Source organism: Clostridium sp. CM74B_53 (assembly GCF_036318045.1).
Taxonomy (GTDB): domain Bacteria; phylum Bacillota; class Clostridia; order Lachnospirales; family Lachnospiraceae; genus Pilosibacter.
On the sequence record NZ_JAWQDE010000014.1, the window covers coordinates 30,395 to 55,899 of the forward strand.

The following is a 25,505-nucleotide window of genomic DNA, read 5'->3' on the forward strand; positions in this document are numbered from 1 at the left end:
ATTCCCGCCCACATGGATGCGTGGGCGGGAATGGATTGTGTGAACAACTTAATATCCGATCAGCCAGTCGTATAATTCCTGATATTTCTTTGCGGAGCTATTCCATGAAAAATCTACAGCCATAGCCCGGTCAATGATCTTGTTCCACTCCCGCTTCTTATCGTAGAAGATATGTTTCGCGTAGCGGATGATGTTTAACATTTCGTGGGCATTGTAGTTTGCAAAGGAGAATCCCGTTCCTGTTCCCTCAAACTCGTTGTACGGCCACACCGTATCCTTTAAGCCGCCGGTCTCACGGACGATCGGCACCGTGCCGTACCGGAGCGCCATGAGCTGGCTCAGTCCGCACGGTTCAAATAAGGAAGGCATCAGGAAGGCATCGCAGGCCGCATAGATCTTGTGGGACAGCGGCTCGGAATAATAGATCTGCGCCGATACCCTGTCGTGATACTTCCAGTCATAATGGCGGAACATATTTTCATAGTTCTCATCGCCGGTTCCGAGGACCACTAACTGGACATCGTCTGTACAGATCTCGTCCATAACGCACTGGATCAGGTCAAGACCTTTCTGGCTCGTGAGTCTCGAGACGATACCGATCATAAATTTCTTATCATCTCTGGCAAGTCCGAGCTCTTCCTGGAGTGCGCGTTTATTTTTGACTTTTTCTTTTCGGAAGTTCTTCGCATTATAATTCTGAACGATATCCGGGTCCGTCTCCGGGTTGAATACATCGTAGTCGATTCCGTTTACGATACCGCGGAGATCATTGGCGCGGGCGCGCATGAGTCCGTCCAGTCCTTCCCCGTAGAACGGAGTCTTGATCTCCTCCGCGTAAGTATTGCTGACCGTCGTGATCGCATCCGCGTACACGAGACCGCCCTTTAACATATTTCCGTCTTTATAAGCTTCCAGCTTATCAGGAGTAAAGAAATAGTCCGGAAGACCGGAAAATCTCTGAATCGTCTTCACATCCCAAACGCCCTGGAATTTCAGGTTGTGGATCGTCATAACGGATTTGATCCCGCGGAAGAATTCGCCCTCGCCGAATCTGCCTTTCAGATATACCGGGATCAGTCCGGTCTGCCAGTCGTGGCAGTGGATCACATCCGGTCTCCAACCGATTACCGGGAGTGCGGATAAGGCCGCCTGGGAGAAGAATGAGAATTTTTCCAGATCGTAATACCAGTCTCCATACGGCTTATCTCCCCAGAAATAGCTCTCGTTGTCGATAAAATAGAAGGTGATCCCCTCATAAACATATTCAAGAATCCCGACATAACGGCTCTGTCCCAGATAGTCCATATAGAAATGATTTACATAAGTAAGGTTGCTCAAAAATTTATCTTTGATGCAGAGATATTTCGGGATCATGACCCGAACATCAAAATATTCTTTATCAAAACATTTCGGTAAGGAACCCACAACATCGGCAAGTCCGCCCGTCTTGATAAAAGGTACAGCTTCGGAAGCGACAAACAATATTTTTTTCATGATAACCCATCCTTCCACTTTTCTTGCGTTACCGTTCACCGATATGGACCCGGTAACGTGATCCCGTCGGTCTTTCCATCCCCTGTCGGCAGGATCCGCAGCCAGAACTGCATCATACGGGATCTTCCGTTCAAAAGATCCCTGCCAGTGAACAGCGCTCTGTGCCCCGCTATTAGATTCAGTATAACACATCCCTGTAAAATTAGAAAGTGGGTCTTTTTTGTTTTTTCAGATTTTTCAGATTCGTTTATAATCCAGTCGGATTTTGTCTGCAATCAATGCAATAAATTCTGAATTTGTCGGTTTGCCTTTGCCGCCGTTTACCGTATATCCGAAGAGGCTGTTCAGTGTGTCGAGCTCTCCTCTTCCCCAGGCCACTTCGATCGCATGGCGGATGGCGCGCTCCACGCGGCTCGGCGTCGTTTTATGGGTCTTCGCGATCGTCGGATATAAGATCTTCGTGACCGAAGACAACATCTCGGTATCCCGGACCGACATGATGATAGCATCTCTCAGGTACTGATATCCCTTAATATGTGCCGGGATCCCGATCTCATGCAGCATCTGGGTCACATCCGTCTCCAGATTCTGTTCCATGTAGTTCTCCTTGTCGAGATAAGGCTGTACCCGTTTCATTTCCGTATGTACATTGCCCGCCGCTTTCGCCCGTCCGCGGCAGACTCTGCGGATCTTGTCCAGGATCACGTCGCGGTTGAACGGTTTCATGATATAATAATTCGCTCCGAGGCGGAACGCATCCTCTGTCACATCCTGACTGCTGGCCGCCGTCACCATGATAAACGAAGGGTGGTTCTTCATCTGCGTGTTATTCTTTATCTTTTCCATGACAGAAATTCCGTCAAGTCTCGGCATGATCACATCCATGAGGACAATATCCGGATTTGTTCGGACGATCATATTGTATGCGTCCTCGCCATTATCTGCTTTTCCAACCACATGGATCCCGTCCTCTTTCTCCAGGATCTCGCCAAGTAAATTCAAAGTCTGTCTGTTGTCATCCGCGATCGCAATTGATAATTCTGCCATAATGTTCCTCCTGTTACACTCTGCGTTCTTTTTCTTTCATTTCCCCTGATCCTTTCGGATAGCCGCCGCGATCTTTCACGTTTTGATCTTCTCCGGTAGGAATGTAGAGATTATACGATTTTCTTTCTGTCGAATTCAAGGTTAAACAGGTGTGATTTCGGGTTTTTGCTCGTCATTTTCTGACTATATTCTATTATTTTGTAAATATCTAAATATTTTTCAGCATTCTCTTAGCGGATCTTAGCGAATTTTCGAGTCGAAACAGTTATACAAAAGAATGTGCCTCGGCACATTCTCGCGCCGAGCGCGGTCGCTTGCGACAATCTTCATCTTCGCGCGAGTGTGCATCTTAGGCACGTAGCGCCTTTTTGTTTAACAGGAAGTTCCTTCGGAATTTCCTGTTAAACAAAAAAGGCCCCGGCATGTCTCCATACCAGGGCTTCGTACTCTGTGAGTATTCTTATTTGATCGTGAGCAGGTAATTCGCAAACTGCTGGGCAGTACGGCCGGAAAGTCCGCCGCCGCGCATCTCGAAACGGTTCGCCTCGTAGCAGATCTCCTCGTCCGTCATGATATCCGGAGTGATGCCTGCACGTCTCGCAAGTGCGATCGCCATCTCGTTGAAGCCTTCCTTGTTCGGCTTCGCATAGTAGATGGAAAGTCCAAAACGGTTGACCAGGGAGAGTTTTTCTTCCATAGTGTCGGAACGGTGCAGATCTTCGCTGTGCTCCATATCCTCTCTGTCCTTCCATGTCTCCTTGATCAGATGACGGCGGTTTGATGTCGCATAGATCAGGACATTGTCCGGCTTCGTCTCAACGCCGCCTTCGATAACGGCCTTTAAGAACTTGTACTCGATCTCAAATTCTTCGAAAGAAAGATCATCCATGTAGATGATGAACTTGTAATTGCGGTTCTTGATCTGGGCGATGATCGTCGAGAGATCCTTAAACTGGTGCTTGTAGATCTCGATCATGCGCAGGCCCTGCGGATAGAACTGGTTGACGATCGCCTTGATGCTCGTGGATTTACCGGTACCGCTGTCGCCGAACAACAGGACGTTGTTCGCCGCTTTTCCGTCGCAGAACGCCTGGGTATTCTCCACAAGTTTCTTCTTCTGAAGCTCATATCCGATGAGGTCGTCCAGCATCACGGCATCCATGTTGTTGATCGGGAGGAAGCGGACGGAGCCGTCTCCATTCTCAGCAATGCGGAACGCCTTGTTGAGACCGAACATGCCGACACCGAAGTCCTTGTAGAATTCCGTCACATATTTGAAGAAATCAGCTCCGGACTCAGCCGTCTCAAGCTGTTCACTTAAATTTCTCACCTTTTCGCTGACATTTTTATTGTACATCAGCTCTTTTTTGCGGATCGCCTTATAGTGAGTCAGCTGGGTGAAGCAGTCGATGGAAAGTTCTTTTTCCATCCAGGAGAAATCATAGTCGAACAGCTTTTTAAACATCTCAAAGTCATGAGTCACAAAGTTGTTGACCGTTCCGTCCTGAGCCCCCATCTTTTCACAGACGAGGCTGAACGGATTCTCGTTCGTGATCAGCAGGAAAGTCAGGTAATTATGCCATAAATTTTTATCAAATGCATAGTCTGTCGCAACCGTCAGAAGATTTTTTACCTGATGGAATACGCGTCCGCGCAGTGCGTCTTTGGACTCTGTCTGATTTTTTAATTTTTCGCAGATATCCGCAAGCTGCCAGAGGATCGAGTCTTCCGGCAGGCTGCCGTATACGAGCAGGTTTGATACGATCTCATTCATATGGTTTCCTCTCTTGATGCAAAGGACGGCGCAGCTTCTCAACAAGCCCGCCGCCCTTTTTCATTTTCTTCAATTTCGATGTACATCTTCTTGTCTGCTTTCGCGGTCAGGAAGCTTCGGGCGTCCGCCCTATGAATCCTTCGCCTACTCTACGATCGCACCTTTATCTGCGGAGGATACGTTCTTTGCGTAGCGTTTTAAGTATCCGGTCAGCTTCTTCGGCTCACGGATCTTCATGGTCTTCTTTCTCTCTTCCATCTCTTCATCAGAAACGAGAAGCTTTAAGCTGTAGTTTGGGATGTCGATCGCGATCTTGTCACCGTCCTTGATGTAAGCGATCGGGCCGCCTGCAGCTGCCTCCGGAGAGATATGTCCGATTGCTGCACCACAGGATGCGCCGGAGAAACGGCCATCTGTCAGGAGAGCAACGGTCGTATCGAGTTTCATGCCAACGATCGCGGATGTCGGGGAGAGCATCTCTCTCATTCCCGGACCGCCTGCCGGTCCCTCGTAACGGATGACAACGATGTCGCCCGGAACGATCTTTCCTGCGTAGATCGCAGCGATCGCCTCTTCCTCGGAGTCAAAGCACTTTGCAGTACCTGTGTTGACTAACATCTCCGGTTTTACAGCGGAACGTTTTACGATCGCGCCGTTCGGAGCAAGGTTTCCGAAAAGAACGGCAAGTCCGCCTGTCTTTGTGTACGGATTGTCGATCGGACGGATAACTTCCGGATTGCGGTTTACTGCATGTGCAACGTTCTCAGCAACCGTCTTTCCTGTTACAGTCTTGCACTGTCCCTGGATCATTCCTGCATCGAGAAGCTCTTTTAATACTGCGGAGATTCCGCCTGCTTCCATCAGATCCTGCATGTGGTGATGTCCGGCCGGTGCAAGATGGCACAGGTTCGGAGTATGCTCACTGATGTCGTTGATCATATGAAGGTCAAGAGCGATATCAGCCTCGTGAGCGATCGCAAGAAGATGAAGTGCGGAGTTTGTGGAGCAGCCGAGAGCCATATCGGTTGTCAGCGCGTTCTCGAATGCTGCCGGTGTTACGATATCACGCGGACGGATATCATCGGCAAGCAGCTTCATAACCTGCATACCAGCTGTCTTTGCAAGGCGGATACGCTCTGCGTATACAGCCGGGATCGTACCATTGCCCGGAAGACCGAGGCCAAGAACCTCTGTCAGGCAGTTCATGGAGTTTGCGGTGAACATACCGGAGCAGGAACCGCAGCCCGGGCAGGAGCTTCCTTCGATCTCAGCAAGCTCTTCATCGTTGATCAGGTTTGCTTTTCTCGCGCCAACTGCCTCGAATACAGTATTTAAGTCTCTCTGGTTGATGGAGAGCATCGGGCCGCCGGATACAAAGATACACGGAAGGTTCAGACGCATAGCTGCCATTAACATACCCGGAACGATCTTATCGCAGTTCGGGATAAATACGAGAGCGTCAAAGCAGTGTGCTTTTACCATGCATTCGATGGTATCAGCAATCAGTTCACGGGAGCTCAAAGAGAAATGCATTCCGTCATGTCCCATGGCGATACCATCACAGACACCGATCGTATCGAACTCCATCGGGGTTCCGCCTGCAGCGAGAACACCGTCCTTTACGGCACGTGCGATGTTCTGTAAGTGCATATGACCCGGAGCGATCTCGTTGAAAGAGTTTACGACGCCGACGAACGGGCGGCGCATCTGCTCATCGTTGTATCCGTCTGCCTTTAACAGGGAACGGTGCGGCGCATGTTCTACGCCTGCTTTTACTTTATCTGAATTCATTGTTTTTCTCCTTATGAAATCCAGAGCCAGGCGGTGATGCCTGGCCCTGAAGAATTTTTTTAGGGTTTCGCTGCCCCGCAGTGCCACACTCGCGGACTTGCGTTTTCCGCTAGTCCGCAGTGGCACACTCACGGACTTGCGTCCGTTCGTGCGCGGGCATTCGCCCTATAAAGCCGTCGGCAAAGATTCACTTATGTGCAAGCACAACGTGAATCTTTCCCCGCCGCCTTTGCACTGCTCATTTTCCTACGCGACTATTTAGCCTCGTCAAGATCCTGTGTCTGCTTCCAGCCCATTTTTGCTCTTAACTCGCGGCCTGTCTTAGCTGCAAGTGTCTCAGCGTGTGCTGCTCTTGCTGCGTTGAAGGTTGTTCTGCCAACCTGGTTCTCAAGGATCCAGTTCTTAGCGAATGTACCATCCTGGATCTCTGTTAATACCTGCTTCATAGCCTTCTTAGCTTCGTCGCCGATGATTCTCTTACCGCTTACATAGTCACCATACTCAGCAGTATCGGAGATGGAGTATCTCATTCCCTCGAAACCAGCGTTGAAGATCAGGTCTACGATCAGTTTCATCTCGTGGATGCACTCGAAGTATGCGTTCTCCGGCTTGTAACCAGCTTCTACAAGTGTGTTGAAACCAGCTTCCATTAATGCGCAAACGCCGCCGCAGAGAACTGCCTGCTCACCGAAGAGGTCTGTCTCTGTCTCTTCCTTGAATGTTGTCTCGAGGATACCGCCTCTTGCTCCGCCGATGCCTGCAGCGTATGCTTTTGCGATCTCCATGGAGTTTCCAGCCGGGTCCTGCTCAACAGCTACGAGGCACGGAACGCCCTTGCCGCCAACATACTGGGAACGAACGGTGTGTCCCGGTCCCTTCGGAGCGATCATGATAACGTTTACATCTGCCGGCGGAACGATCTGTTTGAAGTGGATGTTGAAGCCGTGAGCGAATGCAAGTGTCTTGCCTGCTGTCAGGTTATCTTTGATGTCTTTCTTGTAGAGAGCTGCCTGCTTCTCATCGTTTACAAGGATCATGATGATGTCTGCTGCCTTAACAGCGTCTGCTGTGAGCATAACTGTGAAGCCATCCTCTTTTGCCTTTGCAGCAGATTTGGAGCCCTCGTAAAGACCTACTACTACGTCAACGCCGGAATCTCTTAAGTTCAGAGCATGTGCATGACCCTGAGAACCGTAGCCGATAACAGCTACTTTCTTTCCGTCAAGAAGTGATAAGTTACAATCTCTCTCATAATACATGGTTGCCATAGTTTTCTTCTCCTTATTCTTCATTGTGATCGACACATAATGTGTTGTCTATTCCTAAACCGATCGCGATCTCTCCCGACCGGCTAAGTTCTAATATACCAAAATCTCTGACTTTTTCAATAAAAGATTCAACTTTTTTGCTGTCTCCGGTAATCTCGGCTGTCAGATGCTCTTCACCGAAGTCTACGACTTTTCCGCCGTACTCGTTGATCAGATCCAGTACCTGATGCTTACTGGAACCTCTGTGGGTCCCTGTCAGGTGCATTTTAATGTACATGTGCTGGGCAAAAACGGTGTTCTCCGGCTCCAAAAGGGTTACCGCGCGGACATCGATCAGTTTTTCCAGCTGACGGACCACCTGATCCTTCATATATTCATCTCCTGTGGAGACGATGGTGATCCTTGTATAATTCGGATCATCAAGCGTTCCTGCAGAGATATTATCGATATTATAGCAGCGCTTTGCGTAAAGACCGGCGATGCGGTTTAAAACGCCGAAGCGGTTGTTTACGATCATGGCGACCGCAAACTTTTCAACTTTGTTTTCCATGGTCACCTTATCCTTCCACAATCATGTCTTTGATGGATCGTCCCGGCGGAATCATCGGCAGGACTTTCTCATCCATATCAATGTGACAGTCGATCAGAACCGGTCCCTGGGATTTGTCAGCTACATCAAGGGCTTTCTTTAGATCCTCCATCGTGTAGACCGCGTATCCGTCAGCACCGAAGGCTTTCGCCAGAGCCGGGAAGTCCGTCTTTCTGTCCAGGATCGTCTGGGAATAGTGACAGTCGTAGAAAATTGTCTGCCACTGTCTTACCATTCCGAGAACATCGTTGTCAAAGAGGACGATGGTGATCGGAAGCTCCTGGCTTACCGCCGTTGCCATCTCGTTTAAGTTCATTCCGAAGCTTCCGTCTCCGGTGAAGAGAACGGTTCTTCTGCCTCTCGCTGCGATGCATCCGCCGATGGCTGCACCGAGACCGTATCCCATGGTTCCGAGACCGCCGGAAGTGAGAAGCGTATGCGGCTTTTCAAACGGGTAGAACTGCATGGTCCACATCTGGTGCTGTCCGACGTCGGTAGCGACCACTGTGTCCTCGGTACAATGTCTGTGAACTTCCTCAATAATGGCTTCCGGTCCGTAAGGTTTCGATGCCGGGAGGATCATCTCGTTCTTATAGCCCTCAAGCTCACTCACCCACTCCGGATGCCGTTCTTCCGGGAGCGCTTCCAGAATCTTCGTAAGGATCTCCTTCACATCGCCCCAGAGGCTCACATCAGGACTGACATTCTTTCCGATCTCCGCGCGGTCGATATCGATATGGACCGTCATACATTTCTTTGTGTACTCGTTTAAGTCACCTGTCGCGCGGTCGGAGAATCTAACACCGACTGCCAGAAGCAGATCACATTCGGACTGGGCCTTGATGGACGGATATTTTCCGTGCATGCCGCACATTCCAAGATTCAGCGGATAGGAGGCCGGAACGGAGGTGATTCCCATCATCGAAAGACCGATCGCCGCGTCGACCCGTTTTGAGAGCTCCAGGACTTCTTTCTGGGCTCCTGCTGCCACGACACCGCCGCCTGCGTAGATAAACGGCTTTTTCGCCTTTTTGATCATCTCAACAACTTCACCAATGTCTCCGCACTCGGACTTTCTCGGCTTCTTTACAACACTTGGGACTTTTAAGTCCTCCACATACTCGTATTCCGCAGACTGGACGTTCTTCGGAATATCAATGAGAACCGGTCCCTTACGTCCGGAATTCGCGATCTCGAAGGCTTCAATAATCGTCTTCTGAAGATCCTTGATGTCCCGGACCATGAAGTTGTGTTTTACTACCGGCTGTGTAATTCCGACGATATCCACCTCCTGGAAAGAATCCTTTCCGAGACTGTTTACCGCGACGTTTCCTGTGATCGCGACCATCGGTACGGAATCGAGGTAGGCATTCGCGATCCCTGTCACCAGATTTGTAGCACCGGGACCGCTTGTCGCCAGGACCACGCCGGTCTTTCCGCTTGCTCTCGCATATCCGTCAGCGGCATGGGCAGCTCCCTGCTCATGAGCCGCTAAGACATGTCCGATACGGTCAGACGCAAGATAGAGTTCGTTATAAATATCAAGCACTGCGCCCCCCGGATATCCGAAGACCACTCTCACGCCCTGATGGATCAGCTCTTCCACCAGGATCCGCGCTCCGTTCATTTTCATAGCTGTTTTTCCCCTCATCTTATTTCTTTCGGAATGTCCGTTTCTGTCAGACATTCCCACCTTTTCTTTCTCCGGTACGGACAAATGTCCGTATCAAAATTCAGGTATAAAAAAGCCTTACAGCGTTACACTGTAAGGCTTTGCTTTTCTTCGTAACTTGTTCTTTCAAGTTTCTATCAGGCAATCCCGGATTCAGTATAACGCAAATAAGCATTCCCGTTCACGACGATAATGCTGACGATAATTCGAATCACGACTGCGAGTAGAATAAGATTCGTCATATCTTTGCGTCTCCTTTCCAGTTGCCCTTCAGCAATGTTACTATGTTTTATTATAAGCACTTTGTCAGAAATTGCAAGTAGTTTCTTTTTATATCTTGTATGAACCAGAGTTATGTAACATTGCTGGCTCGTCAGTGCCTTTTTATTTAACTGGGAATTCATCGGAGTTCCCTGTTAAAAGAAAAAGCTCTGCAGGCACCGGGATTTCCCCGGCCTGCAGAGCTGCTCCTATTTCAAATTATTTTTACAGTTTTGAATATCCATACGGATTGATCAGCGCATCCAGTTTCTTTCCTTCCTTACATAACGGGCAGTTTCTGTAGTCGCTGTACTGGTAATCCGGAACATCTTTTAATCCGAATACCGACTTGATCGGAATTCCGTTGACATTCTCAAGTGCGCTGAATACTGCGGAGATCCCCTGAATAATTCCTCCATAGTACTGGACACCCTCGATCGCCTTGTTGATCGTCAGACCTGTTGTCACGGTCGCGGTGAGGATCAGCACATTCTTTCCATTGATCATTGCGCGGTAATTGTCCTTAAACACGATCTGGCTGTTGCTGTTGAACTCCGGTTTGATAACGTAGATCGTCTTATGGGCGTTCTTCGACATGAAACCGCCTTTTGTCAGCTCCTGCGCAAGAAGCGTTCCGATCACCTCGGTCCCTTCCATGCATACGATTGTATCGACGATCATATCGTACAGATACATATGTACGAGTGCCTGGGCAATTCCTCCCGCCTCACTCAGACGGCTCTTTACCGTCGTCAGGTCAAAATAGTAATTCGTGTGGGCATGATTCGTTGCAAAATGTCCCTTTACGATTTTTAACGGGGTATCTGTACCGGTCGTCTGAATTTTGTCATACTTTAACTCCATACACGATCCTCCTTATTCAAATCTCACGTTTACTGTTATTTGACTATATTATACTGAATTTTCAGATACTATTCAAGGAATTTTCCTGTTTTTCATCAGGTTTTTCGTCACTGTTTACGCCTTGCGCAAACAGTAACGGTTTTTCTCCCTGTTTTTCTACCACGCAAGGACCTCATGTCCGGTCTCTGTCACGAGTACCATGATCTCCCTCTGGGCAGACGGAAGCCTGTCATCGGTATAGATCGTCCAGCCGTTGCTGTCATCCACAAAGATATCTGGACGGCCCATATTGATCATCGGCTCGATGGTGAAGATCATCCCCGGTGCCATAAGCATCTCCTCGCCCCGTTTTGTCACATAGCTTACAAACGGGTCTTCATGGAACTCAAGACCGACACCGTGGCCGCCGACTTCCTCGACAATGGTGTATCCGTTCTTCTTCGCGTAGTCATGGACTGCCTGTCCCATATCTCCTAAGAATCCCCACGGTTTTACCTGTTCGAGACCCTTTTCCACAGCTTCGTTCGTGACACGGACAAGTTTTTCCTTTTCCGGATCCACGTTGCCGATCAGGAACATTCTGGACGAATCAGAGAAATATCCGTGAAGGATCGTGGAGACATCCACGTTAATGATATCGCCGTCTTTTAAGACAACATCCTTGGACGGAATTCCGTGGCATACCTGATCATTGATGGAGGTGCACACGCTCTTTGGGAATCCCTCATAATTTAACGGTGCAGGAATCCCGCCATGTTTTGTCGTAAAGTCGTATACCCACTGATCGATCTCCTCCGTGGTAATTCCCGCTCTGATGTGCTCCGCCACATAGTCAAGGACTGCTACATTCAGTTTTCCGCTCTCACGAATCCCCTCGATCTGTGCCGGTGTCTTGATGATCTTGTGGGACGGAACCTCGTGGCCTGCAAAACGAGCACGACTGATCTTCTGGTCAAATGCCATATGGCACTCACAATATGGCTTCCCGCTTCCACACCAGCATGGATCATTTTTTCCGATTCTGCGAAACATAATTTTTCCTCTTTTCTATCTGTTTTTGCATTTCTGCATCGCACAGGATTTTCAACAAAAAATGTGCCTGGCACATTCTCGCGCCTCACGCAGTCGTGTGCGGCAATCTATATCTTCGCGTGATTGCACATTAGAAAATTCCTGTCCGTGTACAGGAATTGCGTTTGCGAATTCTTTTATTTTCCTGTATAATATCCTTATCTATCATAACGTCGGAGACTCTGTTTGTCAAATAAGTCTCCTGAGAAAATATGCCGTTAATATCACGGCGTGGATTTTCCGGACTGAAAATCCCCCGCGTTGCAGAGGCGGCTTTAAAGAAAGTGAGGAATTTACATGAACGTACTGATCACCGGGTTCGACCCCTTCGGCGGAGAGCCGATCAATCCGGCATGGGAAGCCGTAAAAGCCATGAAAGACGAGATCGCGGGCGCAACGATCACAAAGCTGCAGATCCCGACCGTCGTCAATAAATCCATTGCGAAGGTCCATGAAAAGATGCTGGAGCTCCGCCCGGATATCATCATCAGCATCGGTCAGGCCGGCGGACGGTTCGGTGTGACTCCGGAGCGTGTTGCGATTAATGTAACAGATGCAAGAATCCCGGATAACGAAGGAAACCAGCCCATCGATGAACCGATCTTTGCAGACGGAGATGCTGCCTATTTCTCCAATCTTCCGGTGAAGGCGATGGTTCAGGAGATCAGGAACGCCGGTTATCCTTCTACCCTCTCCAACACCGCAGGAACCTATATCTGCAACCATGTCATGTATGGAATTTTATACTATATCCAAAAGGAATTTCCAAATGTACGCGGTGGCTTTATCCACGTTCCGTATGCCGTTTCCCAGGTTGTCAATAAACCGGCAACCCCGTCTATGGCCATTGCGGATATTACGGCTGCATTGGAAGCGGCTGTGAAGGCCGCTGTTGAATATGAGCAGGATATCAAAGTGGTCGGAGGAGAGACGCACTAAAAGTCACTTCTGTCGCACAAAAAAACTTCATCTCCGGAATTTTTTCAGGCTGTGATATCAGTCTGAATGTTTCCAGAGATGAAGTTTTTCTGTAACTGTTCAGTAGGTCTGCGCACTTGCTGCGCTGACCGTAAGAAAACATAGGCTGGAGGGCAAAAATCCCATCAGCGAAGCTGATCTGGAATGGATTTTTGCGTGTAACTATGAAGGTACTGAATAGTTACGTTTTTCTTTTATCCGGGTTCCGGACTGCCTTTCGAGGCACCCGCCCGGAATCCGGTTTTCTGATTATTCTTTTGTTCCTCTCTCCGCAGACGCATTGAGTTTTCCATCGACCACGTCGATCCTGATCGTATCTCCGGTATGGACACCATCCGACAGGATCAGGCGGGCTGCCAGAGTCTCCACATTCTTCTGCAGATATCTCTTGAGCGGTCTTGCGCCATATACCGGATCATAACCGTTGTCCACGATAAACTGCTTTGCAGAATCGGAAAGTGCAACCACAAGCTCTTTATCCGCCAGACGCTTGTTGATATCGGCAACAAGCAGATCGATGATGCTTCCGATGTTGTTCTTTGTGAGCGGCTTGAAGAGGATCGTCTCATCAAGACGATTTAAGAACTCCGGACGGAAGTGAGCTCGCAGATCGTTCATGACCTCAGCCTTTGCCTCCGGCTTGATATCACCGTTCTCGTCGATACCGTCAAGCAGGTACTGGGAACCGATATTGGAGGTCAGGATAATGATCGTATTCTTGAAGTCCACGGTCTTGCCCATGGAATCTGTAATACGTCCGTCATCGAGGACCTGAAGCAGAACATTGAATACATCCGGATGTGCCTTCTCGATCTCATCAAACAAAACGACACAATACGGTTTTCTGCGGACTGCCTCTGTGAGCTGACCGCCCTCATCGTATCCGACATATCCTGGCGGCGCTCCGATCAGACGGGATACGGAGTATTTCTCCATGTATTCACTCATATCGATCCGGACCATGTTGTTCTCATCATCGAACAGACTTGCCGCAAGTGTCTTTGCAAGCTCTGTCTTGCCGACACCGGTAGGTCCGAGGAACAGGAAGGAACCGATCGGCTTTGTCGGATCCTTGATCCCGGCCTTGGAACGGATGATCGCGTCTGTAACCTTCTCAACTGCCTCATCCTGACCGACAACACGTTTGTGGAGCTCATCGTCCAGATGAAGAGTCTTATTTCTCTCGCTCTCCGTGAGCTTTGCAACCGGGATACCGGTCCAACGGGAGATGATCCTTGCGATCTCATCTTCGGTAACGCTCTCATGGACAAGACTCAGATCTGCGTTCTTTACCTTCTCCTCCTCTTCCTTCAGCTCTTTTTCAAGCTGCGGAAGCTTACCATACTGGAGCTCTGCTGCCTTATTCAGATCATATTTCTGCTGTGCATCCTGGATCTGACGATGGACTGCCTCGATCTCCTCACGGATGGAGGAAAGCTTATCAACCGTTGCCTTCTCATTCTGCCACTGGGCCTTCTGAGTCGCAAACTGGTCATGAAGCTCCGCAAGCTCCTTCTGAAGATCTGCAAGGCGTTCCTGACTTAAATGATCTGTCTCTTTCTTGAGAGCCGCCTCCTCGATCTCCAGCTGCATGATCTTTCTGGAGAGTTCATCCAGCTCCGTCGGCATGGAATCAAGCTCCGTCTTGATCATTGCGCACGCTTCATCCACCAGGTCAATGGCCTTATCCGGAAGGAAACGGTCGCTGATATAACGGTTAGAAAGAGTTGCCGCCGCTACAAGCGCGGAATCGGTGATCTTTACGCCGTGATAAACCTCATAACGGTCCTTCAGTCCACGAAGGATCGAAATCGTATCCTCAACCGTCGGCTCATCAACCATAACCGGCTGGAAACGACGTTCCAGAGCCGGATCCTTCTCAATATATTTCCGGTACTCGTCCAGAGTTGTCGCACCAATACAGTGCAGCTCACCACGGGCAAGCATCGGCTTTAACATATTGCCGGCATCCATAGATCCTTCCGTCTTTCCAGCTCCGACGATGGTGTGAAGCTCATCGATGAACAAAATGATCTGTCCCTCGCTCTTTCTCACCTCATCGAGAACGGCTTTTAAACGTTCCTCAAACTCACCACGGTATTTCGCACCCGCAACAAGGGCACCCATATCCAGTGAGAATAATTTCTTATCTTTTAAGCCCTCCGGTACATCACCTCGGACGATACGCTGTGCAAGACCTTCTACAACGGCGGTTTTACCAACACCAGGTTCACCGATGAGGACCGGGTTGTTTTTCGTTTTTCTGGAAAGGATCCGGATCACATTCCGGATCTCGGCGTCACGGCCGATCACCGGGTCCATCTTCTGGTCTCTTGCCTTCTCTACAAGGTCAGAACCATATTTATTTAAGGTATCGTAGGTTGCCTCCGGATTATCACTGGTAACTCTCTGGTTGCCGCGGACCGTGGACAGAGCCTGTAAGAATTTATTCCGGTCGATCCCATAAGTACGGAACAGTTCCTTTATTGCCCTGTTCGGTTCTTTTAACAGGCATAAGAACAGATGCTCGACGGAAACATATTCGTCTCCCATCGCCTTTGCCTCGTCCTCGGCGTCAATCAGGACTTTATTGAGGTCCTGAGTGAGATAGACCTGTCCGCCTCCGGATACCTTCGGCAGCTTTTTAAGTGCTGCTTCCGCCTCATCTGTAAACTGCTCACCGGAGATTCCCATCTTTGTGATCAGCTTTAAGATCAGGCTGTCATCTAACTTTAACAGACTCACCAGGAGATGTTCCTGGTCGATCTGCTGATTTCCATATACATAAGCCAGCTTCTCGCAGTTTTGGACTGCTTCCACTGATTTCTGTGTAAATTTGCTGATATTCATGATCGCAAGCCTCCCTTCAATTCTGAAGTACTTGTTGTGTTTGTTGTCAGTAATACCGCCCAGCGAAATTTTCATCCGCCGGGCGGCTTAATCTTTCAGATACGTGGCAGCTTCGCACACGTTTCTGTATCGTTACCGCTCGGGACTGTCAGATCACCCTTCGATGGAAATGTGCTTCGGACCTTCAACCTTCTTCTCTTCCTCTTTCGGAATCGATACACTCAGGATACCGTTTTCGAATTTCGCCTTAATCTCCTCTTCCCGAATCTCCTCGCCAAGATAGAAGGTTCTGCTCAGAGCACCTGCATAACGTTCCTTGCGGATGTATTTGCCTTTCTTATCTTCCTCGTCCTTATCAAGACCTTTCTCGGCACTGACGGTCAGATAACCATCCTTCAGTTCAATCTGGATCTCATCTTTCTTAAATCCCGGAAGATCGATATCAAGCTCATACGTCTTTTCTGTCTCTCTGACATCTGTCTTCATCAGTCTGGATACATTCTTACCATACAGCGGATCCTTCTTTTCTGTAAAGAACTTCTCATCAAACGGGAACATATTATCAAATAAACTTTCTCCAAAAATACTCGGCATATACATAAATCATTCCTCCAATCAGAATTCCTGTTTTCTTGTTTGTCATCTATCTGAAAGAACTTCAGAAGATTTTACAATCTTGGGAACTCCTTGAGATCCTTTGATTTTTTCTCTCTTCCTTTGTTCTGCATGTAATATAACACATATTATTAGCACTGTCAAGAGGCGAGTGCTAATTTTTTTGTGAATTAATTGTGTATTTCATTGACACATTGTAACTTTTCAGGCTCATCGTAGAACGTATTCTATAGGTAGTCGCCAAGCATCTCTCCCACACACCTCTCGATCTCATCAATAATTTCCATACACCGGTTCTTCTTCATTCCAGCCGTAATGCCAACAGCTAATAATTCTTTTCTTCCCGGATCTTTTCCATTTCCGTCAACGGTCGTTGTGTGTTCCCCATAGTACGTATTACTATAAGTAAGATCGTATGCAGGGCTCAGTCTCCACTGATCTTTTTCTTCATCATACAAATAGGTGAAATTTTTTGAGTGGTCATCTCTGTTATGCGCAAAAACATTAAAACACATTCTTCGAAACATACTTTCCACATCCGCATAATGATCCTTCGTCAATATCTTCGTAAGTTTCATCAGACTGTGGTAATCAAGACTCGGCTGTTCAAAGTCCAGTTCGAGAAGCGCTGCAGCTGTCAGCATATGGACTCGCTTTATTCCATTTTGATCAGGGACTCTGTCAAACCGCCTGGTTCCAAAATAGCCTTTACAGATTCCAGATGGGAACAACTTTGTCTCACTCATCGTAATTTCACATTTCCGGGCACAGCATGAATAATCATACTCCATTTTTCCCGCATCTTTTCCATCTACATGGGCCGGAAATTTTATGATCCACTCTTCATTTCCAATCGAAGTCATGATCTTCGGCCTTGCTCCTCCGCTCGTTCCTCCAAGCCGGTACAATTCGTCAAGTTTGTCTGTATATTCTGTGTTCAATATTTTCTGACACTCCCGCGCCAGTTCATCCAGGTCAGGATTATCCCGCTGCTCTGGAAATTTTCTTTCCGGATAATACGTCAACGCACCCATTCCTGATTTTCCAACGATTGCCAGTCGGTCTAAAACCGTCAGTTTATCCGGATCCTGTTTATGCTCACGAAGCAGACGATTTAGCAGCAATCTTCCCCAATTATCCGGAAGACTGTCCGCAAACACGCCATAAAGGCCGCCAAAATAATCCTTTGTGGGCACAAACACCTGCTTTTTTAACGGCAGCGAGAACGGACTGATCGAAAATCCATGTTCCAGCCATTCATCGGTGTACTGAAATGCTGCTTTTCGATTTGCTGTCATGGCCAATGTCCCCACAAGTTTTTCATCATAATACACCTGCAGCGCATTATCTTGTTTCATTTATGACCTCCTTTATGTCTCTGTATGGTACCTGCGAAAAAATATTCCTGAGTTCATCCGCAATATCCAATGCCATTGCGATTTTCGTCAGAGACAACAAGGATATCTGACCGGTAGACTCGAATCTTTTAACAGAACCATAACTCACACCGCTCATCGACGCCAGCTTCTCCTGCGAGATTGAACGCCGTTTTCTAATATTGCGAACCCTCTGCGCCAACTTCAAATCCAGTTCTTCCGCTGTCTCCCATATAAAACCTTCCATAGTCTTTCCCACTTTCGATTTCGTTTTTCGTACATTTATTAGATAATATTTTATCTATTTTTACATGATTACATTCAAAATATATAATATATTATCTGTTATTATTTTACCATCAGTCAATATACAAATCAATAAAAATGTAACCCAACCCATTCTCACTATGACCTCTGCAATCTCCATTTGCCTGCAGACACATATCAATTGCTCGTACTATCTTTTAACAGCCCAAAGTCCCATCAAAATTTTCATTAAAAAAGACCACTGTTTCCACAAATCGCTCTGTGAAAACAGCGGTCTTTTTCTGAATGGTCAATGCTCCCCATTTGTCTCATATACATACAGAGAGAATCGATCCCCATTTATGATCTGAATTCCCGCATACAATGGCTCATTCTCCTGATCGTATGCTGTACTTCTAACGAACATCAGATAGTCGCCCTTTCGGACTTCGAGTAATTTTGCTTCCTCCTGTGTTGCTCTGCAAAGCTCGATCAGTTTTTCCGAGCTTGTAACCTGCATTTCTGCTTTCTCTTTTAAATAATCAAAAAGGGAATTATCCTCAAACTGAGCTTCTAACAGGAACGCATATTTTAACGGAAAATAGTTTTTTTCAATCACGACCGGTTCTGAATCCGCGAATCTCAGACGTGATATAAAGATCACTTTACTGCCCGTCTCAATTCCAAGCCTTGCCGCAATCTTTTCATCTGCATCCACAATCTTATTTTCCAGCATATGTGCCCCCGGCACGACTCCCATCTGCTCACACATCTCGCTGAAGCTCTGGAGACGTTTGATATTTCTGGAAAATTTTGGCTTTGTTACGAACGTTCCCTTTCCCTGTTTCCGAACAACAAGTCCTTTTTCCATGAGGGAACCGATTGCTTTTCTCACGGTGATCAGACTGACACCATACGTCTTTGCCATCTCTGATTCCGTCATGATCTTATCTCCCGGTTTATATCTTCCGCTTTTGATATCCTTTTCCACTGTATCCATAAGCTGAACATATAACGGAGTCATCGCATCCTGCTTTAACATTCATTTTCCCCCACCGTCTAAATTCTTTTCAATACTATTTTAATAACAGCTCAGACAAATAGCAAGGACAATTTTCTTTCCAGAGCAGGTTTCCCGTTCGATCCACAGATTTTTACAGGCAGTCACCAGGCTCCAGATCCTCAAACGGAACGCCATATCCAAAAGCGCCTCTCACCATACATGTCTTTGCTGCAAATTCGGCTCCTTTTTCCATTGCTGTCTCGATTCCATTTCCATCTAAAAGCGAGAGTAAAAAGGCAGTTGTAAAAGAATCTCCGGCTCCCAATGTATCGATTGCATCAACAGGCTTTGGGATCTGTCTGTAATACTTTTTTCCGTCAAAAGCGAGGGATCCGCGTTTTCCCATAGTTGCCACTGCAATTTTACAGCCTTCCGATACAAAGCGCTTACATGCTGCCTTTGCGGTCTCCTCATCAATTTCTCCGCAGGAGAAAAATGCGTAATCAACAACAGGCGCGATCTCTTTTAAATAATATTCCTCATTCCAGTGACCGGAAAAATCATAAGAAACCGGAATTCCAGTTTCTCTTACTTTTTTTAACTGTGAATCAAAGTGACCATTATTACTGGTATGAACAAGGGAAAATTCCCTGATATAGGAAATATCCTCTGGCTTTAGATCCAACGGATGCTCATTTACGATCCCTCCGCGGTTGCTCATGATAAACTGTCTGTCACCATTTTCAAGCCGGACTTTTGCGTATCCATTCTCGCCGGCATATTGCCTGCATCTGGAATGATCGACCCCGATCTCATCAAGAACAGAAATAATGTGTTCTGCCACTCTGTCCTTTCCAAAAACGCCGAGGTACGCAGACTGCGCCCCCAGCATTTTTGCATATACAGAAAAGTTCATGGCCTGACCACCCGGATACATGATCTTTGCAGGATAATACTGATCACATACATTATCTCCGATGCCAATTACCTTTATCATTAATACTCAACCTTCCACATATATCTTCTTTCATCCATTGAATGACCTGTTTTTTCTGCCAGCTGAGATACATAATACCGCTCAATCGGGATCATGACAACCGGATTGAAGAATTCTGCAACCGAAGGATCGATTTTTCCTCCATTCAGCTTTTCAAAATCAATGATAATAAAGTTCTCAGCATATGTATTCAGGAACTTCAGGCATCTCTCATCGAGCGCTCTTGTACGTCCCTCACTCATTAACAGGATCATCGGAAGCTTCTTATCGGTTGTCTCAAACGGTCCATGGAAGTACTCACCTGTGTGCAGGCATACCGCATGTTTCCACTGCATCTCCATAAAGTGACAGCAGCACATGGAATAAGCAACTCCATAGTTCGGACCGGATGCAAGGACATAGAAGACCGGCTCATGTTCGACTTTTTCAGCCCATGCCTGTGCAGCCGGAAGACAGTTTTTCTTTCCCTCTGAAACGATCTCATCAATATACTGATACGCATCCATTGCTTTGTCATATTTATCCCAGTTTTCAAACTGATGGAGAACTTCAAAGCCGATACGGAGCGCATTTGCCTGATTGGAGTCGCTGTAATCCTGATGATCTCCGTTTGAATATGTCACAACATACTGACCGACCTTTGCCATACCGGTCTGCATATTTCCCGTCATGGCAATTGTGATTGCTCCCGCTGCATTTGCTGTTTCGACAGCTTTTACAGTCTCCGGTGTAGCCTTAAGAGAACAGATGACTGCGATACATCTCTCATCTAATTCTTTCGGGGTCGCATGTACGAACTCATTGCTGGTATAGGTTGTCGCACTGAAATTTTTTGCTTCCGACTGGATCAGGTAGAGTCCCGGGAAAATAGCTGCCTTTGATCCACCGCAGGCAACAAAATACATATGCTTTAATCCGCCTCTCTGATCCATCTTTTCCTTAATTTCCGCAATGATCTGTTTTACTTCCATAGTTGATTTCCTCCTCTGCGCATTTTTCGCATGTTATATTTTTACAATGTTTACTGATACAGAAAGCAGGCAACGCTTCTCTTTGTTCCATCGTCTCCCGTGATCTCTGTTAATTCCGGACGACTTTGTCTGCATTGGTCTGTTGCCATCGGACATCTTGTACTGAACAGACATCCTGTCGGCGGATTTAACGGACTCGGCAATTCTCCCTGAAGAATCACCTCATCCCGCTTCGCGTGGATATCCGGAACCGGAATTGCTGACAGCAATGCTTTTGTATACGGGTGAAGAGGTTTCCCATAGAGCTCCCTCTTTCCTGCATATTCCATGATTCGCCCCAAATACATGACCGCCACCTTGTCGCAAAGATACTCCACTACGCTCAAGTCATGAGAAATGAAAATGTACGTTAAATTTCTTTCTTTATGAAGGTCCTTTAACAGATTCAGCACCTGTGATCGAACTGACACATCCAGCGCCGATACCGGCTCATCACAAATGACAAGTTCCGGATCGTTGATCAGGGCTCTTGCGATCACGACTCTCTGTCTCTGTCCGCCAGACATTTCATGCGGATATTTTTCAAGATATTTATCACTGAGACCGACCTCCCGCAGGATCTTCCTGACCTTTTCCAGTTTTTCTTCTTTCGTATATTTTCCCGCCACATCCAGCGGTGCCATAACGGATTGAACAATTTTTTTCTTTGGATTTAAGGACGCATACGGATCCTGAAAAATAATCTGAATTTTTTCCCTCAGCGGACGCATCTGGCGTTCGTTATAATTTGTAATATCTTCTCCATGGAACAGGATCTGTCCTCCAGTTATCTCATGAAGCTTTAAAATGGACTTTCCTAACGTTGATTTTCCACAGCCCGATTCGCCTACAAGGCCTACGATTTCTCCCTGATTGATCTTCAGGTTAATGGAATCCACCGCTTTTACTGTAATTTCCTTTCCATGTACTTTTTTTACCGGAAAATATTTTTTTACATCCCGGATTTCCAATAAAGGGGTCTCCATTATTCCACCTCCCTGCTATCCTGTATCTCGGGATCCATAAACCGGAAGCATCGTACAAAATGTCCTGCTTCTCCCTGCATTCCCGGGTCTTCTTTTTTGCACTGCTCCGTTGCATATGGACATCGCGTAGAAAATCTGCATCCGGCCGGCATCTCATCCAACCCCGGAACCGTTCCCTCGATCGTAAACAGATGATCTTCCTGACCACTTCCAAGCTTTGGAATTGATTTCAGCAATCCCACCGTGTATGGATGCATCGGATGATCAAAGATATCTTCTGCGGTTCCATATTCCACTGATTTTCCTGCATACATGACCATGACATGATCTGCCATTTCTGCCACCACACCCATATCATGTGTGATCAAAATCACCGATGTGTCTGACTCCTCCGCAAGCTTCTTTAAAATTCTGAGGATCTGGGCCTGAATCGTCACATCCAGGGCCGTTGTCGGTTCATCTGCGATCAAAAGCTTTGGCTGGCAGAGCAATGCCATTGCAATCATTACCCTCTGTCTCATGCCACCGGACATCTGATGTGGAAATTCCCTGATCCGCTGCTCCGGAGAAGGAATCCCCACTCTGGCAAGCATTTCAATACACTGTTTTAATGCTTCCTTTTTTGGTATCTCACGATGATGGGTCCTGATCATCTCTAACATCTGATCTCCGATCCTGTATACCGGATTCAGAGACGACATCGGTTCCTGAAAGATCATGGAGATCTCATTTCCCCGCACCTTTCTCATTCTGGCTTCTGATGCCTTTGACAGATCTTCCCCTTCAAACAGGATCTGGCTGTTTTCATCAATTTCGCAGACAGAAGGAGATACCAGACGCATAATCGAAGTGGCCGTGACGCTTTTTCCGCATCCTGACTCTCCAACAATCCCGATCACCTTTCCCCGGTCCAGTGAAAAAGTAACATTATCCACTGCTGTCAGCTTCTTTTTTCCTACTTTAAAGGAAACCTTCAGATTTTTAACTTCCAGCAAATGTTCATCCATCTGCTCCCCTCCTGTCATCATCCTTCTAAATTTGTGACAATCCTGTCACCGTTTTCTGATCATTCTTTTACAGACCATTTCCAGACAGCCTGGTTATTGACTCCGCCTTCAAATGCGTTATATCCCTGGAATCTCTCCGACTGAACTCCGAAAGTATATCCGTTATAGAGCATTACTAACGGCATCTCATCCCAAAGAAGCTGCTGATATTCGTTTACCAGTTCTTTTTTCTTTGCTTCGTCTGTTTCAGCAGCGATCTTATCCTGAAGCTCTGCGTATGCGGTATCTGTGATCTGGCAGTATGTCGCATTCTTATTGTCATAATATCCGGACATCCAGAGCGGATAGGACATTGCTGTTGAGCCGCAAATTCCAAGATCATAAGTGCCATCCTGAAGTCCTGAGAACATCGTTGCAAGCTCAACTGTCTGAACATCGATCGTAATTCCCGCCTCTGCAAGATTCTGCTGAATGATTGCTGCCATACTCTCTCTTGCGGAGGTTACTGCCATTTTAAGTGTTCTTGATGAATCCCATCCGGCCTCTGCGAGAAGCTCTTTCGCCTTATCTACATCTCTGGACCAGGTGAGTCCGCAATCATATTCCGATCCCGGGATCACACAGGTTGCCGGTACAATGCCTTTTCCCTGCAGATTCTGCTCGATCAGAAGATCCTTATCGATTGCATAGCTCATTGCCTGACGGATACGCTTATCTGATACATTCTGGTTATTGATCAGGAATACGCCTACGAAGGTCGGTTCACTTGATTCTGTCACCGTAAGTCCCATATCCTTTGCCGCAAGTGCATCATCAGTCGTTGGCTGCTGATAAAATCCATCCATCTCTCCTGCTGCAATGGATGTGATCGTATTCGTGGAAGCGATCACTTTCAGGATCAGTTTGCCAAACTGCGGTGCGCCAAGCTGATAATCCGCAAAGGATCCAAGTTCCAGCTGGCTTCCGGAAAGCTCGGAGATAAAGGTGCAGGGACCGGAACCGATCGGTGCTTTCCAGAACTCATCATCTTTCATTTTTTCAGGTGCGATATCACCAAGAAGATGTTCCGGAAGTACATAGAAATACTTGTTATGAAGGATCAGCCAATCCTCGACCGGAGTAACATTCTTAAAAGAAATCTTCAATGTATAGTCATCCACAGCCTCAACTCCGACTGATTTTTCAGCCGTTTCAAGACCATTCTCATCGGTTCCTGCCCATGTGTTGAACTCACTTCTGAGTCCGTAATCAAATTTCGGATTTGTGATCAGCTGTGCGGTAAATACCCAGTCCTTTGCGGTTACCGGCTGACCATCGTGCCATTTTGCGTTTTCATCTAAGTGAAAGATTGCAGCTTTTCCATCATCAGCAGATTCCCATGATTTAGCCGCTCTCGGTGATACCCCGGAACCTGCTTCCTCAATAAATGCAAGGCGGTCATACAGCTTGTCGCAGACCAGATTCTGATAGATCGATCCGGAGGTAGATCCGTAAGGATTAACGGTATCCCATGCAGTTGTCAAACCGTATGTAATGACCTTATCGGAATAATCTCCTGTCTTATCCGTCGCCGTTGACGCTGCTGTTGTTCCTTCCGCTGCAGATGCAGCCGCTGTCGTCTCATTTCCCGAGCTGCCTCCGCAGCCGGCGAGAAGTCCTGTTGCCATGGCTGCCGCAAGCATCCATGCTGCAATTTTTTTACTTGATCTCATAATGATCCTCCTTTAAATTTTTTGATATATACTGCCCTATTTTGTTTTTGGATCAAGGGCATCTCGTACACCTTCTCCGATAAAATTAAATCCTACAACAACGAGAATGATGCAGATTCCCGGTGGGAACCACACCCACGGACGTGCCGTCAATACAAGAAGATTCTGCGCTGCAAATATGATATTTCCCCAGGATGCCTGTGGTGTCTGGACACCCATTCCGAGAAAGCTTAACGAGGATTCTGTTAAAATTGCGCCTGCTACCCGGAATGAAATATTTGCCCATACCGGAGGGATCGCATTTGGCAGTACCTCTGAAAGCAGAATCTTTGGAGTACTCATCCCGATCGCTTTTGTTGCCTGAATATATTCACGTTCCCGGATCGATAAAACATTGCCGTAAATCAGCTTTGCTATTGCAGTCCAGCCCAGGACTCCGATCACCACCGTGACCGTAAGGATCGACGGTCCGAACACCGCAACGAGAACAAGAATCAGGACCATTGTCGGGAATGACATAAATGCATCTGCGACACGCATGATGACAGTTTCTGCAATTCCTCTGAAATAACCGGCGATCAGTCCTAACGGAATTCCGATCAAAACCGAAATGATCGTAGACATGATTCCGACAAACAGTGAGATTCTTCCTCCATATAAAAGCCTTGCGAACAGATCTCTTCCCACATCATCCGTGCCCAGAGGGTGACCGGAACATGGGGCTTTGTTGAATCCTACCGCCCGGTCAGTCGTATATGGGTCGAGCTTCATGAATATCGGGATCAGGATGACTGCCAAAACAAGAAAGCAGACAATGATAAGGCCTAAAACAGCTTTCCGGTTATGCATAAATTTTTTTACTGCCTGATTACTTAATATTTTTTTCATGCCCTG

At 47.2% G+C, this 25,505-nt stretch carries 21 protein-coding genes; 1 reads left to right on the plus strand and 20 read right to left on the minus strand.

Going from position 1 to position 25,505, the window contains the following annotated elements:
- Positions 1–48: 48 nt before the first annotated feature.
- The 9 genes from glgA to V2546_RS11930 all read right to left on the minus strand — a co-directional run bounded on the left by glgA (position 49) and on the right by V2546_RS11930 (position 11,792).
- Positions 49–1,494 (minus strand): glycogen synthase GlgA, encoded by a 1,446-nt coding sequence (gene glgA / locus V2546_RS11890; RefSeq protein WP_118529592.1) that lies wholly within the window; start codon positions 1,492–1,494, stop codon positions 49–51.
- 237 nt (positions 1,495–1,731) lie between these two features.
- Positions 1,732–2,541 (minus strand): sporulation transcription factor Spo0A, encoded by an 810-nt coding sequence (gene spo0A, locus V2546_RS11895; RefSeq protein ID WP_118298830.1) that lies wholly within the window; start codon positions 2,539–2,541, stop codon positions 1,732–1,734.
- 460 nt (positions 2,542–3,001) lie between these two features.
- Positions 3,002–4,315 carry an ATP-binding protein gene (locus V2546_RS11900; protein ID WP_118298850.1) on the minus strand — a complete coding sequence of 438 codons (1,314 nt, stop codon included), beginning with the start codon at positions 4,313–4,315 and terminating at the stop codon, positions 3,002–3,004.
- A 144-nt stretch (positions 4,316–4,459) separates the two neighbouring features.
- Positions 4,460–6,106: a dihydroxy-acid dehydratase gene (ilvD, locus tag V2546_RS11905; protein ID WP_118322369.1), complete on the minus strand. Its 1,647-nt coding sequence runs from the start codon at positions 6,104–6,106 to the stop codon at positions 4,460–4,462.
- Between the two features lie 254 nt (positions 6,107–6,360).
- Positions 6,361–7,374, minus strand: a complete 1,014-nt coding sequence (gene ilvC, locus V2546_RS11910; protein ID WP_215703114.1) for a ketol-acid reductoisomerase — start codon at positions 7,372–7,374, stop codon at positions 6,361–6,363.
- A gap of 13 nt (positions 7,375–7,387) precedes the next feature.
- Positions 7,388–7,924, minus strand: a complete 537-nt coding sequence (gene ilvN / locus V2546_RS11915; protein ID WP_015555108.1) for an acetolactate synthase small subunit — start codon at positions 7,922–7,924, stop codon at positions 7,388–7,390.
- Between the two features lie 7 nt (positions 7,925–7,931).
- A complete protein-coding gene (ilvB, locus tag V2546_RS11920; RefSeq protein ID WP_329752420.1) occupies positions 7,932–9,596 on the minus strand; it encodes a biosynthetic-type acetolactate synthase large subunit in 1,665 nt (554 codons plus the stop codon).
- A gap of 525 nt (positions 9,597–10,121) precedes the next feature.
- Positions 10,122–10,760 (minus strand): type I phosphoribosyltransferase, encoded by a 639-nt coding sequence (locus tag V2546_RS11925; protein ID WP_015555111.1) that lies wholly within the window; start codon positions 10,758–10,760, stop codon positions 10,122–10,124.
- A gap of 156 nt (positions 10,761–10,916) precedes the next feature.
- The gene (locus tag V2546_RS11930; protein ID WP_329752421.1) at positions 10,917–11,792 is read right to left on the minus strand and encodes a methionyl aminopeptidase; all 876 of its coding nucleotides are present in this window, start codon (positions 11,790–11,792) and stop codon (positions 10,917–10,919) included.
- Between the two features lie 336 nt (positions 11,793–12,128).
- On the opposite strand from V2546_RS11930, the gene pcp reads away from it, so the two are divergent.
- Positions 12,129–12,770, plus strand: a complete 642-nt coding sequence (pcp, locus tag V2546_RS11935; protein ID WP_329752422.1) for a pyroglutamyl-peptidase I — start codon at positions 12,129–12,131, stop codon at positions 12,768–12,770.
- A gap of 288 nt (positions 12,771–13,058) precedes the next feature.
- On the opposite strand, the gene clpB is transcribed toward pcp, so the two are convergent.
- The 11 genes from clpB to V2546_RS11990 all read right to left on the minus strand — a co-directional run bounded on the left by clpB (position 13,059) and on the right by V2546_RS11990 (position 25,499).
- Complete coding sequence (gene clpB / locus V2546_RS11940; RefSeq protein WP_329752423.1) at positions 13,059–15,659, minus strand: ATP-dependent chaperone ClpB; 2,601 nt, start codon at positions 15,657–15,659, stop codon at positions 13,059–13,061.
- A 153-nt stretch (positions 15,660–15,812) separates the two neighbouring features.
- Positions 15,813–16,259 carry an Hsp20/alpha crystallin family protein gene (locus V2546_RS11945; RefSeq protein ID WP_015555115.1) on the minus strand — a complete coding sequence of 149 codons (447 nt, stop codon included), beginning with the start codon at positions 16,257–16,259 and terminating at the stop codon, positions 15,813–15,815.
- Between the two features lie 242 nt (positions 16,260–16,501).
- Positions 16,502–17,632, minus strand: a complete 1,131-nt coding sequence (locus tag V2546_RS11950; protein ID WP_177968699.1) for a type II toxin-antitoxin system HipA family toxin — start codon at positions 17,630–17,632, stop codon at positions 16,502–16,504.
- Entirely contained in the window at positions 17,619–17,897 is a 279-nt protein-coding gene (locus tag V2546_RS11955) for a helix-turn-helix domain-containing protein (RefSeq protein ID WP_117515492.1), read from the minus strand. Before V2546_RS11955 ends, V2546_RS11950 begins: the two co-directional genes overlap by 14 nt.
- A gap of 309 nt (positions 17,898–18,206) precedes the next feature.
- Positions 18,207–18,938, minus strand: a complete 732-nt coding sequence (locus V2546_RS11960; RefSeq protein ID WP_118606986.1) for a GntR family transcriptional regulator — start codon at positions 18,936–18,938, stop codon at positions 18,207–18,209.
- Positions 18,939–19,050: 112 nt separating this feature from the next.
- Positions 19,051–19,896, minus strand: coding sequence for a fructoselysine 6-kinase (locus V2546_RS11965; protein ID WP_329752424.1), 846 nt, complete (start codon positions 19,894–19,896; stop codon positions 19,051–19,053).
- Positions 19,896–20,867, minus strand: coding sequence for a phosphoheptose isomerase family protein (locus V2546_RS11970; protein WP_117515486.1), 972 nt, complete (start codon positions 20,865–20,867; stop codon positions 19,896–19,898). The genes V2546_RS11965 and V2546_RS11970 overlap by 1 nt, the downstream gene beginning before the upstream one ends.
- 50 nt (positions 20,868–20,917) lie before the next feature.
- A complete protein-coding gene (locus V2546_RS11975) occupies positions 20,918–21,892 on the minus strand; it encodes an ABC transporter ATP-binding protein (protein ID WP_177968701.1) in 975 nt (324 codons plus the stop codon).
- Complete coding sequence (locus V2546_RS11980) at positions 21,892–22,899, minus strand: ABC transporter ATP-binding protein (protein WP_117515484.1); 1,008 nt, start codon at positions 22,897–22,899, stop codon at positions 21,892–21,894. The genes V2546_RS11975 and V2546_RS11980 overlap by 1 nt, the downstream gene beginning before the upstream one ends.
- Before the next feature lie 59 nt (positions 22,900–22,958).
- Entirely contained in the window at positions 22,959–24,611 is a 1,653-nt protein-coding gene (locus tag V2546_RS11985; RefSeq protein ID WP_329752425.1) for an ABC transporter substrate-binding protein, read from the minus strand.
- A gap of 36 nt (positions 24,612–24,647) precedes the next feature.
- Complete coding sequence (locus tag V2546_RS11990) at positions 24,648–25,499, minus strand: ABC transporter permease (RefSeq protein ID WP_015555137.1); 852 nt, start codon at positions 25,497–25,499, stop codon at positions 24,648–24,650.
- Positions 25,500–25,505: the final 6 nt, after the last annotated feature.